The following is a 13,982-nucleotide window of genomic DNA, read 5'->3' as shown; positions in this document are numbered from 1 at the left end:
CGCCGAGGACTCGCCTCATGCTCCGGTGCAGTCGCGAGCAGGTGCTCGGTGGAGTGCCTCGGTGTGCTGAAGTGAAGGCTTCGATGCGGAGCATCGTGACCTTTGCTTCAGTGCAGCGAGGTGCCCGCCGAGTGCCGCGCAGCACGCACCGGAGCATGAGGGGAGTCCTGGGCTGCGACCTAGCCTTCATGCCTCGACCCGGAGTATTCCGATGATCACTCTGCGCCCGATCCTGGGCATCTCCCGCGAGGGGGCGAGTTCCCGATGACCGATCCCGGTCTGCCGACCAGTGAGCACCTCGAGCACCTGGACACGGATACCGTCGCCGACCTGATCGAGAACCTGTTGCCCGCGCCCGAGGCGCATCGAGCTCGTGAGCATGTGAAGGCATGTCCGGAGTGTCAGCAGACATTCGACGCGCTGACGCAGTTGTCCGAGGATCTCGCCGAGGAGGGCCGCGCGGACATCCCGATGCCGGCCGACGTCGCCGAGCACCTCGACCAGGTGATCGTCTCGGAGTCTGTACTGCGATCGTCCACCGTCGGCGTGCACTCGCTGGTCCAGATCCGCGAGGAGCCGCGCCGGCACATCCCCAAGCTGCTGACCGTGGCCGCCGGTGTCGTGGTCGTGGCGGCGATCGGCGTCGGTGTGGTCTTCGCCACGAAGGACCAGGGCAGCGACGCCACCAACCCGACGGCCGCGCTGCCGACCGGTGTGCCGACGATGACCACCAAGGACGTCGGTCCGGAAGCCCAGCAGTGGCTGGAGAAGACCAACGGAGCGCTGCTGAACGGCACCGCCACCGAGATCGCCTGCGCCCGCACCTTCGCCTCCGGCCGGCCGAACCCGAACGTCCAGCTGGTCCAGCCCGTCAAGGTCGACGGCCGCCGGTCGATCCTGATCGGCCTGCAAGGCGGCTCGCCCCGTGACATCCAGCTGTTCGTGGTCACCGGCTGTAGCGATCCGGGCGGGGCAGCCAGCCCGTTCTACGACACCACGGTGACCCTTCGCAATCGCTGAGACGCCGCTGGACTCACCCGGCCCCGCCATGGGTACCGTGGGAATGGTCGGCCTCTAGGATCCGTTGAGTACGACGTACCAGTCTCGACGACACGAGGAACGCCTGCATGAGCGACTCAGTCCGCAACGTCATCATCGTCGGCTCCGGACCGGCCGGCTACACGGCCGCCGTGTACGCCGCACGCGCCCGGCTCGAGCCGCTCGTCTTCGAGGGCTCGGTCACCGCGGGCGGTGCGCTGATGACCACCACCGAGGTGGAGAACTTCCCCGGCTTCAGCGAGGGCATCATGGGCCCGGCGCTGATGGACGAGATGCGGACCCAGGCCGAGCGCTTCGGCGCCGAGCTGGTGCCGGACGACATCGTCTCGATGGACCTGACGGGCGAGATCAAGTCCGTCACCGACTCGGCCGGCACCGAGCACCGGGCCAAGACCGTGATCCTGGCGATGGGCTCGGGCTACCGCAAGCTCGGTCTGCCGGACGAGGAGCGGATGTCCGGGCACGGCGTGTCCTGGTGTGCGACCTGTGACGGCTTCTTCTTCCGCGAGCAGGAGATCGCGGTGGTCGGCGGCGGCGACTCGGCCGTCGAGGAGGCCACCTTCCTGACCCGGTTCGGGAAGAAGGTCACCCTGATCCACCGCCGCGACGAGCTGCGCGCGTCCAAGATCATGGCCGACCGGGCGTTCGCGAACGACAAGATCGACTTCGCCTGGAACTCCGAGGTCGCCGAGATCCACGGCGACGACAAGCTGACCGGCCTCACCCTGCGGGACACCGTGACCGGTGAGACCCGGGAGCTGCCGGTGACCGGCCTGTTCATCGCCATCGGGCACGACCCGCGCTCGGAGCTGGTCAAGGGCCAGGTGCGCCTGGACGAGGAGGGCTACGTCCTGGTCCGCGAGGGCAGCACCGAGACCAACCTGCCCGGCGTCTTCGCCGCCGGCGACCTGGTGGACCACACCTACCGGCAGGCGATCACCGCCGCCGGCACCGGCTGTGCGGCCGCCCTGGACGCCGAGCGCTTCCTGGCCACCCTCGAGCACGAGGCCACCGCGGCCGCCGCCGCGGCCACCGAGCCTGTCACCGTCTGACCCTGACAATCACTGAAGGAGATACGCCCGTGGGCGAGAAGATGAAGGCCGTCACCGACGCCGAGTTCGACCAGACCGTGCTGAAGAGCGACAAGCCGGTGCTGGTGGACTTCTGGGCCGAGTGGTGCGGGCCGTGCCGCCAGGTCTCCCCGATCCTGGAGGAGCTGAACCAGGACCACGGCGACAAGATCACCTTCCTGAAGATGAACGTGGACGAGAACCCGGTCACCCCGAGCAACTACCGCGTCACCGGTATCCCTACCATCAACGTCTACGTGAACGGTGAGCTGGCCAAGTCCATCGTCGGCGCCAAGCCGAAGGCGGCGCTGCTCAAGGAGCTGGCCGACTTCACCTCCTGAGGTCCGGACAACCCCCGTCCGCCACACGGCAAGGAGCAGTTGATGGAAGGCCCCCACGGCGTGTACCGGATCGGCGACAGCGGTGAGGCCGTCGCCGAGATCATCGGCAAGCTCCAGCGGCTCGGCTTGCTGGAAGGCGGTCACGCCGTCTACGACGAGGCGACCGCGGACGCTGTGCGGGGCTTCCAGCAGCAACGCGGGCTGATGATCGACGGGATCGTCGGTCCGCAGACCTACCGGGCGATCGACGACGCGCGCTGGCGGCTGGGTGACCGGCTGCTGACGTACGTCGTCTCGCACCCGCTGACCGGTGACGACGTGCTGGCGCTGCAGGCGAAGCTGCAGGAGCTCGGCTTCGCGGTGGCCCGGATCGACGGCATCTTCGGTGCGGACACCCAGCGCGCGGTGACCGAGTTCCAGCGCAACATGGGCCTGCCGGCCGACGGCACGTGCGGTCCGTCGACGTTCAAGGCGCTGCAGCGGATCAGGCCGATGGCGACCGGCGGCCGGCCGGACGCGCTGCGTGCCTCCGAGGCGGTCCGGGCCGCGGGTCCGCGGCTGTCCGGCAAGACCGTCGTGATCGACCCCGGCCACGGCGGTTTCGACTACGGCTGGGAGGGCTTCGGCCTGCGCGAGTCCGACGTCGCGTACGACCTGGCCTCCCGGATCGAGGGTCGACTCGGCGCGACCGGCGTGCGCGCGTATCTGTCGCGGGGGCGGGACCAGGGGCCGGACGAGCTGGCCCGGGCCGCGTTCGCGAACGAGACGGACGCGAACCTCTGTGTGTCGCTGCACACCGACGGGTCGATGAACCCGGAGGCGCAGGGCGTCGCGACGTACTACTACGGCAACGACCTGCACGGTGCCTCGTCCAGCGTCGGCGAGCAGTTCGCCGGACTGGTGCAGCGCGAGATCGTGGCGCGCACCGACCTGCTGAACTGCCGGACGCACGCCAAGACGTGGGACCTGCTGCGCCGGACCAAGATGCCTGCGGTCCGGCTCGAGATCGGGTACGTCACCAACCCGCACGACTCGGCCCGGCTGGCCGACCCCGCCTTCCGCGACGTGGTGGCCGAAGCGATCGTGGTCGCGATCCAGCGGGTCTACCTGCCGCCGGAGCAGGACGCGGCCACCGGAATGCTTCGCTTCGGCCAACTCACGGTCTGACCGCTACTCCTTCTCCAACGCGATCTTCGGCAGCGCGCGGTCGAGGCCGCGCGGCAGCCACCAGGCGCGGTTGCCGAACAGGCGCATCACGGCCGGCACGATCACGCACCGGATCAGCACGGCGTCCAGCAGTACGGCGGTCGCCAGGCCGAGCCCGAACTGCTTCAGCATCCGGTCCGGGCTGAGCAGGAACGCGCCGAATACCACGATCATGATCGCGGCCGCCGCGGTGATCACGCTGCCGGTGTTCGCCAGCCCTTCGCGGACCGCTTCCCGAGCGTCCTTGGTACGCCGCCACTCCTCATGGATCCGGGAGACCAGGAAGACCTCGTAGTCCATCGACAACCCGAAGACGATCGCGAAGATCATCACCGGGACGAACGCCTCGATCGGACCGGGCTGCGCACCGAACCAGCCCTGCTGGAAGACCAGCGTGATGACGCCGAGCGAGGCGCCGATGCTGAGCAGGTTGAGCACCGCTGCCTTCAGCGGGATCAGGATCGACCGGAACACCGCCATCAGCAGCAGGGCCGACAACCCAACCACGACCAGCACGAAGATCGGCAGCCGGTTGCTGACCGCGGACGCGAAGTCGTCGGCCGCTGCAGTCGCACCACCGACCAGGTACGTCGCGTTCGTCTGCGACTCGAGGGCCGGCAGTGTGTCGTCGCGCAGCCGTTCGACGAGCTCGCTGGTCGCCGCGTCCTGAGGAGCTGACTTCGGGAACGCCAGTACGGTCGCGACCTTGCCGTCGGGTGTCAGCTGCGGCGGAGTCACGGCTGCGATGTTCGGATCCTTCTGCAGCGTCTGGCCGAGCGCCTGCGCTGCAGCCGCATCGCCTTCGGTCACCACCACGAGCGGCCCGTTGAACCCTGGCCCGAAGCCCTGGGCCAGCAGGTCGTACGCCTTGCGGCTCGTCTTGGCCGGGTCGTCCGTGCCCGCGTCCGCGAACCCGAGCCGCATGTCCAACGCCGGCAGCGACAGCGCGATCAGCGCGGCCGTCCCGAGCACCAGCGGCACCCACGGCCCCCGCTGGACGACTGCCGCCAGCTTCCGCCAGCCATCACCGGGCGTACGGCGCTTCTTCGCAGCATGCTTGCGGACACTCTTCTCGATCCGCTTGCCGAACAGCGTGAGTAGCGCGGGCAGCAGGCTCACCGCCGCCAGCATCGTCATCAACACGGTCAGGGTGACACCGAGCGCGACGCCTTGCAGTGCACCGAGGCCGAGCGCCAGCAGACCGAGCAGCGCTATCACCACCGTGCATCCCGCGAACATCACCGAGCGGCCGGCAGTGTCCAGGGCAACCATCGCGGCGCTCGCCCGATCGGTCCCGTCCTTCAAAAGCTCGTGGCGGTAGCGCGAGAAGATCAGCAACGCGTAGTCGATACCGACCCCGAGACCCACCAGCATCATCACCGGCGCGGTGTAGTCGGGCACCGTGAACAGGTGCGACGCCAGCACCAGCAGGCCGAGCGTGCCGCCGACGGCGAACACTGCGGTCAGCAGCGGAAGCGTTGCCGCAAGCAACGACCCGAACAGGAACACCAGGATCACCAGCGCGGCCAGGATGCCGGCTCCCTCGGCCGCACCACCCTCACTCTCAGCCGCCGAGCGGGCCAGGTCCCCACCGACCTCAACCTGCAGGCCGGGCTGTGCGAAGTCCTGGGACCGCTCGATGATCGTCCGCACGTCCTCGATCGGCATCTCCTCGACCGTCGTGTCCAGTCCGACGGTGGAGTACGCCGTACGTCCGTCCTGGGACAGTGATCCCGGAGCCGTGAACGGGTCGGCCACCGAAGCCACGTGCGGGAGGTCGCCGACGACCGCGAGCATCGACGCGATCCGCTGCTTCTCTGCCGCCAGGCCGTTGTCGGCGTGGAGGACGATCTGCACTGACGCGGTGTCGCCCTGCGGTTGGTGCTCACGGAAGATGTCGGTCACCCGCTGGGAGTCGGTCCCCGGCAGCGAGTTGTCGTTGCGGTAGTTGTCGCCGATCAGGCTCGAGGCGGCCGTCACGGCGACCAGGGCCACCACCCAGAGCAGTACGGCGATGCCGGCGTGCCGCATCGACCAGCCGGACACCCGGTGCAGCAGCCCAGGGCGTCCACCCTCCTTCCCGGGCTGTCGCCGTACTGGAGTGTCCACGGTCATGGCTTGCGCCTCCCTTAATAAGTAGATTCGCTACATGTTGCCGCTCGACAGTAACAGACATATGAGTAGACTGGCTACATGAAGGCGGATGCGCTGCGTGGACACCTCGACCCGATGATCCTGGCCGTCGTCGAGGACCAGCCGCTGCACGGCTACGCGATCATGGAGGCGCTGCTGGAGCGCAGCGGCGGAGAGCTCGACCTGCCGACCGGGACGCTGTACCCGGCACTGCGGCGGCTCGAGCGGGCCGGCTACCTGGCCAGTGAGTGGAGTACGGTCGGCGGGCGGAAGCGCCGGACCTACCAGCTCACCTCGGCCGGCCAGAAGATGCTTGCCTCAGGCAAGCAGGAGTGGCTGACCTTCCGCACTGTCGTGGAAGGCGTGCTACGCCCGGGCCAGGCGTAAGGTCCGCCCGGCCTGCAGCCCGACGAACAGCAGCGGCAGTACGACGAAACTCGACACGACCGCGTAGTCGAGCAAGGTGCCCGGACGCGTACTCGTCGACGCCATCCCCACCCCGATCCCGCTGATCACCACCGAGCTGGCGATCGCGAACTGCGCCGTCACCCGGCTGATCCGGTCGCGGACGATCGGGTAGCGCATCCCGACGCCGGCCCCGATCACCGCGAGGACGGCGCCGGCGATCGACACCGTCCCGATGCTCCGGACCAGCGTCTGGAGGAAGTCGTTGAGCGCAGTCTCCTGGACCGGGTCCTGGTTCCAGCTCCAGGCGTTCTCCTGCCAGACGATCGGCTGCAGGATCAGCACGAGGAACAGCAGCATGGCGGTCCGCCGGCTCTGGCTGACCGCCAGCTCGGCGCGATAGCCGGGCACGACCTCGTCGAGCGCACCGAAGTCGGCGACGGCCTCGCGCTCAGCGCTGCGCCGGTCGAGACCGTCGGCCTCGAAGGCCTCGGTCGCGTCGGTCAGGTGGTCCCGCGCCTCGGCCAGCAGGTCGTCCTTGCGCCGGCGCGGGCCGGGCAGTGCGCGGCTCAGTCCGGTCAGGTACTCGTCGACAGTGCTGGACACGCCTCCAGTATGGAGACGGACCGTCCGGATCACGTCCGGGGTCCCACTGAGTCTCCCCTGACATCGGGCTGCGCGGCGGCCTTGCGACGGCGGTGCCGCAGTACGAAGAAGCCGACGTACCCGATCACGACGAGAGCGAAGCCGATCTTCTCCGCGGTCGGGGTCGCGCCCTCGGGCCAGATCGTGCCGTCCAGGTAGTGGTTGATGTACCCGGCCTCGTAGACGCTCTCGCCACCCCTGCGCAGGAAGTACTTCTCGACTCCGGTGAACGGGCAGTCGTAGTCGATGACCACGATCGCCAGGCTCCAGACCACGATGCCGAGATGCACCCAGATCAGCTTGGGCCACTTCCAGGCGAAGAAGGCGCCGAGCACGAAGAACAGCAGGAAGGCAGCGTGCAGGACGAACATCACGTCCGCCAGCAGACGCCAGATCATGAGGGTGTGCGGCTCAAGGCGTCCCGGACCGTGACCGGTGCCGGGGGCGTGTGTTCGGGCCGGATCGCTCCCATCAGTCGCTCCACCGCCGCCTCCATCTCGCTGCGCCACGTGACCGCGGACCGCAGGTCCAGTCGCAGCCGTGGGTTCCGCGGGTGCTCGCGCACGACGCCGAAGCCGACGGCCCGCAGGAACTCGGTCGGCCAGACACATCCCGGACCGTCCCACCGCGAGTCTCCGAACGCCTCGACCGCCCGGAACCCCCGTTTCAGCACGTCCTTCGCGACCGCCTGCACCAGGATCTTCCCCAGCCCGAGCCCCAGGTACCGCGGCAGGACCCGCCCGGTCGCCAGTACGACGGCGTCCGGGCTGACCGGCGCGGTCGGGAACGCCTGGATCCGGGGCAGGTACGCCGCGGGGGCGTATATCGCGAAACCGGCGGGCTCGTCGTCGACGTACAGCACGACGCCGGCGCTACCCCAGTCGAGCAGCAACTGGGACAACCAGGCCTCCTTCTCGAGGCCGGTGTCACCGGTCCGGGCCGCCTGCTTGGCGGCTACCGGGTCCAGCTCCCAGAACACGCAGTCACGGCACGGCACCGGGAGCTCGCCGAGATTGGCGAGCGTCAGCGGTTCGAGCCGTCGGGCCATCAGCGGGCTCTGGTCCTACAGCTTGTGCTTTTGGTCACGGTGAGTATCGCCTCGCGTATCGTCGAGTCGCTCATCGTGCCGCCGGGGCGGGAGCCGGTGCCGGCTTCCGCGCGTCCGGGGTCTCCGCCGCCTCCGGAGCGACGTACCGCTGCTGCACCTTCGCGGCCGGTTGCCGCCGGAACAGCTCGCCCGCGAACCCGGCCAGCACGCCCAGCAACAGTCCGCCGAGCGTCCATCCGGCTGCCTTGCCCACGCTCATCCGATCCGCCTTCCGCATCCACCTCTCAGGCCGCACCCGCCGTCCGGCCGTCTCAGCAGCCAGATCACGGCATGGTCGAACCTGCCCCTATAAGGCATGGTAGTGAGAGGTCACGCAGATCCACAGCCCAGGCGCGCTTGGGTGGGTCGGCGTAACCTGGTGACTTCCCCTCGATCACCTGTTGGAGTGGCTTCGTGAGTGCTGACCTGCCCGATGTCCGGCAGACGCGTCTCGACAACTACGTCGATCGGTACGCAGCACGCACCAAGGGCATGACGGCATCGGAGATCCGCGCCCTGTTCGCCGTCGCCAGCCGCCCCGAGGTGGTGTCGCTGGCCGGCGGGATGCCGAACATCGGCGGCCTGCCGCTGGACGTGGTCGGCGGCGCGGTCCGCGACCTGGTGATCGACAGCGGCGCGACCGCGATGCAGTACGGCTCCGGCCAGGGCGACCCGACGCTGCGGGACCAGATCTGCGACGTGATGCGGCTGGAGGGGATCGACGCCCACCCGGACGACGTCGTGGTCACGGTCGGCAGCCAGCAGGCAGTGGACCTAGTGACCCGGGTGTTCTGCGATCCGGGCGACGTGGTGATCTGCGAGGCTCCGTCGTACGTCGGGGCCCTCGGCGTGTTCCGCGCGTACCAGTGCGAGGTCGTGCACGTCACGATGGACGACGACGGCGTGGTGCCGGAGGCGCTGGAGCAGGCGATCGCGTCGGTGCGGGCCGCAGGCAAGCGGATCAAGTTCTTCTACACGATCCCGAACTTCCACAACCCGGCCGGTGTCTCGCTCTCGGTCGAGCGGCGTGCCCGGGTGCTGGAGATCTGCCAGCGGGCCAACCTGCTGGTGCTCGAGGACAATCCGTACGGCCTGCTCGGCTTCGACGGTGACCCGTACCGCGCCTTGCGGGCCGACGATCGCGAAGGCGTGATCTACCTCGGCTCGTTCTCGAAGACGTTCGCACCGGGGTTCCGGGTCGGCTGGGCGGTCGCGCCGCACGCGGTCCGCGAGAAGCTCGTGCTGGCACAGGAGTCGGCGACCCTGTGTCCCCCGGTGTTCAGTCAGCTCGCCATCTCGTCGTACCTGAGCCGGCATGACTGGCTCGGGCAGGTGAAGCAGTTCCGGGAGATGTACCGGGAGCGCCGCGACGCGATGCTGGGGGCGCTGACCGAGAAGATGCCTGCGGCAACGACCTGGACCAGGCCGGGCGGCGGGTTCTACGTCTGGCTCACCCTGCCGGACGGACTGGACGCGAAGGCGATGCTGCCGCGGGCGGTCACCGCCCGGGTGGCCTACGTCCCCGGAACCGCCTTTTTCGCCGACGGTTTCGGGTCGCAGTGCATGCGGCTGTCGTACTGCCATCCGACCCCGGCACGGATCGTCGAAGGGGTCGGACGGCTGGCTGCGGTGGTCAACGAGGAGCTCGAGCTCCGGCAGACCTTCGGGCCGATGACGCCCGGGCCGAGGCGCGACTACGACGCTCCCGGGCCGGAGCTGAGCTAGCGACATTGCGCAAAGGTTGCGCAATGGATCCGCGGGCGGCCGGGGGTCCCTGACACGGTAGGGGTACCGTTCCAGTGGGCCTCGGGACCGGCGACCGAGCCGGAGTCGTCCACGAGTGATCGGGATATTTGTGATGAGTGATCTGGGTCGAGTGCTGGTACTGGCAGGCGGACTGTCACACGAGCGGGACGTCTCGCTCCGGTCCGGCCGGCGGGTCGCCGACGCCCTGCGCAGCGTCGGCGTGGAAGTCGAGCAGCGCGACGTCGACGCCAACCTGGTCGAACGGCTCCGCGACGATCCGCCGGACGCGGTCTTCCCCGTCCTGCACGGCGTCACCGGCGAGGACGGCGCCCTCCGCCAGGTCCTCGACCTGTACGGCGTTCCGTACGTCGGCGCCGCCGCGGCAGCCTGCCGGACCGCCTTCGACAAGCCCGTCGCGTCGACGATGGTGTCCGCAGCCGGACTCTGCACGCCCGCTTCCGTGGTGCTCGGACACGACACCTTCCGCGAGCTCGGCGCCATTCTGCTGATGGAGGCCGTGATCAAGCAGATCGGGCTGCCGCTGGTCGTGAAGCCTGCGCGTGGTGGATCCGCGCTCGGCGCCTCGATCGTGCGGTCGACGGACGAGCTGCCGTCGGCGATGGTGAACTGCTACGCCTACGGGCCGGTCGCGTTGATCGAGCAGTACATCGACGGGACCGAGGTTGCGGTGACCGTCGTCGACACCGGCGGCGGACCGCGGGCGCTGCCGGCGGTGGAGATCCGGCCGGACTCGGGGTTCTACGACTACGAGGCCCGGTATACGGCCGGCGCCACGCAGTTCGTCGTACCGGCTCGGTTGGATGCGGGCGTGGCTGCGGCGTGTGCCGCCGCGGCTGTAACGGCACATGAGGCGCTGGGCCTGCGGGACCTGTCGCGGTCGGACCTGGTCGTCGACTCGTCCGGAATTCCGTGGTTCCTGGAGGTCAACGTGGCGCCGGGGATGACGGAGACGTCCTTGGTCCCGCTCGCCGCGGAGGCCGCCGGGATCGAGCTCGGTGTGCTGTGCCGCGACCTGCTGGCTGCTGCCGCGGCTCGTTGAGGTCCTGATGCCTGAGCAGTCCTTCTGGCGGACAGCGTTCACGCCGCGGTGGTTCGGGCTGCTCCTGCTGGCACTGACGCTCGCCACGGTGATGTCGGTGATGGGCGTGTGGCAGCTGCAGGTCTACCAGTCGAAGACCGCAGCCGCGACCGCCAAGCGCGCCGAGGGGGCGCCGGTCGCGCTCCAGTCGCTCTTCTCCATCGACGAGGGCCTCCCCTCCAAAGCCGTCGGCCGCCGCGTCACCGTGAGCGGCACCTGGGGCCCGGCCGCCGACCAACTCTTCATCACCGACCGCCGCAACGGCACCCAAGACGGCCTCTGGGTTGTCACCCCCGTAATGCTGGACAACTCTCCCGCTGGGCAAGGGGCGGTGATGGTGGTCCGTGGGTGGGTCTCCTCCCCCTCAGATCCAGCCGCCAAGGCGCCGACCGGCCCGGTCTCCCTGACCGGCGCGGTAGCCGCCTCCGAAGCCCAGGACGCCTCCGCTGACGCCGCCAGTCGAGTCCTCCCCTCCCTCCGGATCCCGACCATCGTCCACATGGTCGACTACCGGATCTACGACGCCTTCGTCGTACAAACCTCCCTCGACTCCGGTACGACGCCGCAGCCGGCGCCGGCCGTCGTACCGCCCCCCGCTCCCCCCACCGACCACGCCGGCCTCCGCAACGTGGCCTACGCCTTCCAGTGGTGGATCTTCGCCGCCTTCACCCTCTGGATGTGGACCCGCATGGTCCAAGACGCCCGCCGCTCCGAAGACCCCGCCGAAGCCGACCCCGACCAAGACCCCACCCCACCCACCGAAACCCCAACCGAAACCCCCGGCTCCGTCAGCGCAGGCCTGTAAGCACACCCTGCAGCTGCTCGGCCTGTAAGCACCAACTCTGTGAGCACCAGCTCCATCAGCACCGGGCCTGCAAGTGCCGCGTCTGTAAGCACTCGCTCCGTCAGCACCCGCTCCGTCAGAACCGGGCCTGCGAGCACCGGGCCTGCACGTGCGGGGACTGTGGGCACTGGGCCGGGAAGGACTGGGTCGGGAAGTCTGGGTCTGTAGATGCTGGCACCGCCAACCAGCCTGAGAAGCCTGTGGAGTCAAGCGGTACCGTTTCAGCGTGACTTCACCAGCCGACCCCGCCACCTCCGCCACCCCGCAGCCGCTCACCCCGGCCGTCCGCGGAGCACTCACCCGCTACCGCGTGATCGCGTACATCGTCGGCGTGATGCTCCTCCTCCTGCTCTTCGTGGCGATGCCCCTGAAGTACCTGGCCGACAACCCCAGCGCCATGAACGTCATCGGCCCGATGCACGGCTTCCTCTACGTGGTCTACCTCCTGGCCACCTTCGACCTCTTCCGCCGCGTCCGCTGGTCCTTCCTCCGCCTGGTCCTAGTCGCCCTGGCCGGCACCATCCCCTTCCTCTCCTTCTACGCCGAGCGCAAGACCACCCACGAACTAACCGCCTGACCCCGATGTTTCACATGAAACATCCACCGCAAATCCCCAAGTAAATTTGTCGACAAATCCCGCTCCCCGGGCTGCGCCCGCCAACGGATCACCTGCCGCGCGCCCCAGCCCCCGGCGACGCCCCCCCCCCCCGAAATTCCTCTGTGAGCACGATCCTGAGCAAGGATCGCCCTCCGCACCCCGCGCCGCTTTCCCCGCCACCCACCAGCAACCCGCCTCCTGAACCACCTCTCCTCACCAACCCACCCAAATCCACCCCACGACCGCCACACCACCTCGCCCAGAATCCCGCTGACGGAGGAATTCCGCCCCTCAACCCCAATCCACTCGGGCGCGAAGGTCCAGGGCTGAAGGTGCCCGAGCTGACCCCGGTGCCACCCCATCACGCACCGAGACCCCTAGCCCCCAGTCCCCACCCCGCCACACCGAAGCTCCAACCAGAGCAGCATGGCCGAACACGTCGTGCACGGTGGGACACCCAGCAGGCCCAGCACCCGACCGCCTGGCTCACCCCTGCCACCTCGTCGCCGGACCACACCACAAGTCCCGACACCAGTCCCACCCAGCCGGCACCACGTGCCACCCGAGACGACAGATTCACCCCGCCGCCACCTCCCGGCCCCGGCCGACGCGCACCCCTCGAGTGCCCTTGACCGGCGTCCCTGAGCAGGCCTCTGAGCGAGGCGCCGCGGGTGGTGCTGCGGAATCAGTCACCCACCACCTGAGCTCGACCACCTGACTGGAACCACCTGACCGAGCCGACGGGACCGCGGCCACCCCGCGGAGCAGCCGCGATCACCCCGAGCCGGTCAATTGAACGGTCGGACTCGATCACCTCCCACCGCGGGCGGCCCGCACCCCGGAACGGTGACCAGTGCGGCCGGACACCGAAATCCGGAACCCGGAAGCCGGGGCGGACTCGGAGCTGGAACCCGAAGACAGGAACGCTGCGACGAAGATCGTCGTACGGCCGACTCCCGCGGTGGCGCAGACGACCCGAAGACGGCGCCTCGAAGGCGGGCGTCTCCAAGGCGGGGCCTCGAGGGCGAGGGCTCAAGGGCGAGGGCTCGAAGGCGATGGGCTCGAAACGGGAACTCGAAGACGGGAGCTCGAATCCCTGGAGCGGAAGCCCGGGCCCCAGGACCGGTGCTGGAACCGGAGCCGGAAGGGCGGACCGTAGGCCGGAGTCGGGGTCGGAGGCGGGGTCGGAGGCGGAGTCGGAGCAAGCCCAGCGCATCCTCCTCGGCCGCACCTGTAGGCAAGAGCCTGACGCTTCCACGGCGACCCCGACGGAGCTGTCCGCGCCGCGTCGCCGCTGGGGACCGCGCCGCGTCGCCGCCGCTGGGATCCGCGCCGCTCCACGCCCCGGGCGTCACCACCGACAGGCGCCGCGGTCCTCACGACCCACCAGCAGCGCGATCCTCACCAGCAGCGCGATCGTCACCACAACGAGCACCGCGGTCCGCGCACGCAGACCGACACCACGGGCCGCGCCCCGAGCAACACCGCCGAACTCCCCAACTGTTCTTCGCGCTCTGTGTGGAGGTGCGCGAGGCCGCACGCCGCGCGCGCTCGGTCCAGGCCACTCGCGGCCGGCACCGCGTCGTTCGGCATGTCGTCCGCCGGGCTATGCGTCGGCGATGGTGGCGATGTGGGGTGCGCGCCAGCTCACCGTTGTCAACGGCAGCCGAAAACTGACCAGCTTGCGGCAACTGAATGTTGACCATCTTCTGGTTCATGGTTCGTCGGTCGGGGCGGTGGGGACGCGGC

Annotated in this window: 14 protein-coding genes; 9 read left to right on the top strand and 5 right to left on the bottom strand. The window is 69.3% G+C overall.

Going from position 1 to position 13,982, the window contains the following annotated elements:
- Positions 1-264 precede the first annotated feature (264 nt).
- From AB0H36_RS00070 to AB0H36_RS00055, 4 genes are all read left to right on the top strand, one after another.
- Complete coding sequence (locus AB0H36_RS00070; protein ID WP_360513774.1) at positions 265-1,020, top strand: hypothetical protein; 756 nt, start codon at positions 265-267, stop codon at positions 1,018-1,020.
- A 107-nt stretch (positions 1,021-1,127) separates the two neighbouring features.
- Positions 1,128-2,111 (top strand): thioredoxin-disulfide reductase, encoded by a 984-nt coding sequence (gene trxB / locus AB0H36_RS00065; RefSeq protein WP_360513771.1) that lies wholly within the window; start codon positions 1,128-1,130, stop codon positions 2,109-2,111.
- 29 nt (positions 2,112-2,140) lie between these two features.
- Complete coding sequence (gene trxA / locus AB0H36_RS00060; protein WP_360513768.1) at positions 2,141-2,470, top strand: thioredoxin; 330 nt, start codon at positions 2,141-2,143, stop codon at positions 2,468-2,470.
- 42 nt (positions 2,471-2,512) lie between these two features.
- The gene (locus AB0H36_RS00055) at positions 2,513-3,637 is read left to right on the top strand and encodes an N-acetylmuramoyl-L-alanine amidase (RefSeq protein ID WP_360513765.1); all 1,125 of its coding nucleotides are present in this window, start codon (positions 2,513-2,515) and stop codon (positions 3,635-3,637) included.
- A 3-nt stretch (positions 3,638-3,640) separates the two neighbouring features.
- Here AB0H36_RS00055 and AB0H36_RS00050 read toward each other — a convergent pair whose 3' ends face one another.
- Entirely contained in the window at positions 3,641-5,791 is a 2,151-nt protein-coding gene (locus tag AB0H36_RS00050) for an MMPL family transporter (protein WP_360513762.1), read from the bottom strand.
- Positions 5,792-5,869: 78 nt separating this feature from the next.
- On the opposite strand from AB0H36_RS00050, the gene AB0H36_RS00045 reads away from it, so the two are divergent.
- Positions 5,870-6,196: a helix-turn-helix transcriptional regulator gene (locus AB0H36_RS00045; RefSeq protein WP_360513759.1), complete on the top strand. Its 327-nt coding sequence runs from the start codon at positions 5,870-5,872 to the stop codon at positions 6,194-6,196.
- On the opposite strand, the gene AB0H36_RS00040 is transcribed toward AB0H36_RS00045, so the two are convergent.
- From AB0H36_RS00040 to AB0H36_RS00025, 4 genes are all read right to left on the bottom strand, one after another.
- Positions 6,176-6,820: a permease prefix domain 1-containing protein gene (locus AB0H36_RS00040; RefSeq protein ID WP_360513756.1), complete on the bottom strand. Its 645-nt coding sequence runs from the start codon at positions 6,818-6,820 to the stop codon at positions 6,176-6,178. The genes AB0H36_RS00045 and AB0H36_RS00040 overlap by 21 nt on opposite strands.
- Before the next feature lie 29 nt (positions 6,821-6,849).
- Complete coding sequence (locus tag AB0H36_RS00035) at positions 6,850-7,257, bottom strand: DUF2784 domain-containing protein (protein WP_360513753.1); 408 nt, start codon at positions 7,255-7,257, stop codon at positions 6,850-6,852.
- A complete protein-coding gene (locus tag AB0H36_RS00030) occupies positions 7,254-7,907 on the bottom strand; it encodes a GNAT family N-acetyltransferase (RefSeq protein ID WP_360513750.1) in 654 nt (217 codons plus the stop codon). Before AB0H36_RS00030 ends, AB0H36_RS00035 begins: the two co-directional genes overlap by 4 nt.
- 70 nt (positions 7,908-7,977) lie before the next feature.
- Entirely contained in the window at positions 7,978-8,166 is a 189-nt protein-coding gene (locus AB0H36_RS00025; RefSeq protein WP_337000627.1) for a hypothetical protein, read from the bottom strand.
- Between the two features lie 194 nt (positions 8,167-8,360).
- Between AB0H36_RS00025 and AB0H36_RS00020 the strand changes: the two genes are divergently transcribed.
- From AB0H36_RS00020 to AB0H36_RS00005, 4 genes are all read left to right on the top strand, one after another.
- The gene (locus AB0H36_RS00020; RefSeq protein ID WP_360513745.1) at positions 8,361-9,671 is read left to right on the top strand and encodes a PLP-dependent aminotransferase family protein; all 1,311 of its coding nucleotides are present in this window, start codon (positions 8,361-8,363) and stop codon (positions 9,669-9,671) included.
- A gap of 133 nt (positions 9,672-9,804) precedes the next feature.
- Positions 9,805-10,752 (top strand): D-alanine--D-alanine ligase, encoded by a 948-nt coding sequence (locus AB0H36_RS00015; RefSeq protein ID WP_360513742.1) that lies wholly within the window; start codon positions 9,805-9,807, stop codon positions 10,750-10,752.
- Positions 10,753-10,759: 7 nt separating this feature from the next.
- Positions 10,760-11,596 carry an SURF1 family protein gene (locus tag AB0H36_RS00010; RefSeq protein ID WP_360513739.1) on the top strand — a complete coding sequence of 279 codons (837 nt, stop codon included), beginning with the start codon at positions 10,760-10,762 and terminating at the stop codon, positions 11,594-11,596.
- A 265-nt stretch (positions 11,597-11,861) separates the two neighbouring features.
- Positions 11,862-12,212, top strand: coding sequence for a DUF3817 domain-containing protein (locus AB0H36_RS00005; RefSeq protein ID WP_360513736.1), 351 nt, complete (start codon positions 11,862-11,864; stop codon positions 12,210-12,212).
- Positions 12,213-13,982: the final 1,770 nt, after the last annotated feature.

This window comes from Kribbella sp. NPDC050820, assembly GCF_040653975.1.
In the GTDB taxonomy this organism is placed as follows: domain Bacteria; phylum Actinomycetota; class Actinomycetes; order Propionibacteriales; family Kribbellaceae; genus Kribbella.
This window is presented reverse-complemented; position numbering and strand designations above follow the sequence as displayed.

What these genes read in the sequence shown, in the direction of transcription:
- AB0H36_RS00025 (WP_337000627.1), bottom strand. Translation starts at nt 8,166, where the DNA reads ATGAGCGTGGGCAAGGCAGCCGGATGGACGCTCGGCGGACTGTTGCTG.
- AB0H36_RS00015 (WP_360513742.1), top strand. Translation starts at nt 9,805, where the DNA reads ATGAGTGATCTGGGTCGAGTGCTGGTACTGGCAGGCGGACTGTCACAC.
- AB0H36_RS00030 (WP_360513750.1), bottom strand. Translation starts at nt 7,907, where the DNA reads ATGGCCCGACGGCTCGAACCGCTGACGCTCGCCAATCTCGGCGAGCTC.
- AB0H36_RS00010 (WP_360513739.1), top strand. Translation starts at nt 10,760, where the DNA reads ATGCCTGAGCAGTCCTTCTGGCGGACAGCGTTCACGCCGCGGTGGTTC.
- trxB (WP_360513771.1), top strand. Translation starts at nt 1,128, where the DNA reads ATGAGCGACTCAGTCCGCAACGTCATCATCGTCGGCTCCGGACCGGCC.
- AB0H36_RS00045 (WP_360513759.1), top strand. Translation starts at nt 5,870, where the DNA reads ATGAAGGCGGATGCGCTGCGTGGACACCTCGACCCGATGATCCTGGCC.
- AB0H36_RS00050 (WP_360513762.1), bottom strand. Translation starts at nt 5,791, where the DNA reads ATGACCGTGGACACTCCAGTACGGCGACAGCCCGGGAAGGAGGGTGGA.
- AB0H36_RS00070 (WP_360513774.1), top strand. Translation starts at nt 265, where the DNA reads ATGACCGATCCCGGTCTGCCGACCAGTGAGCACCTCGAGCACCTGGAC.
- AB0H36_RS00035 (WP_360513753.1), bottom strand. Translation starts at nt 7,257, where the DNA reads ATGATCTGGCGTCTGCTGGCGGACGTGATGTTCGTCCTGCACGCTGCC.
- AB0H36_RS00055 (WP_360513765.1), top strand. Translation starts at nt 2,513, where the DNA reads ATGGAAGGCCCCCACGGCGTGTACCGGATCGGCGACAGCGGTGAGGCC.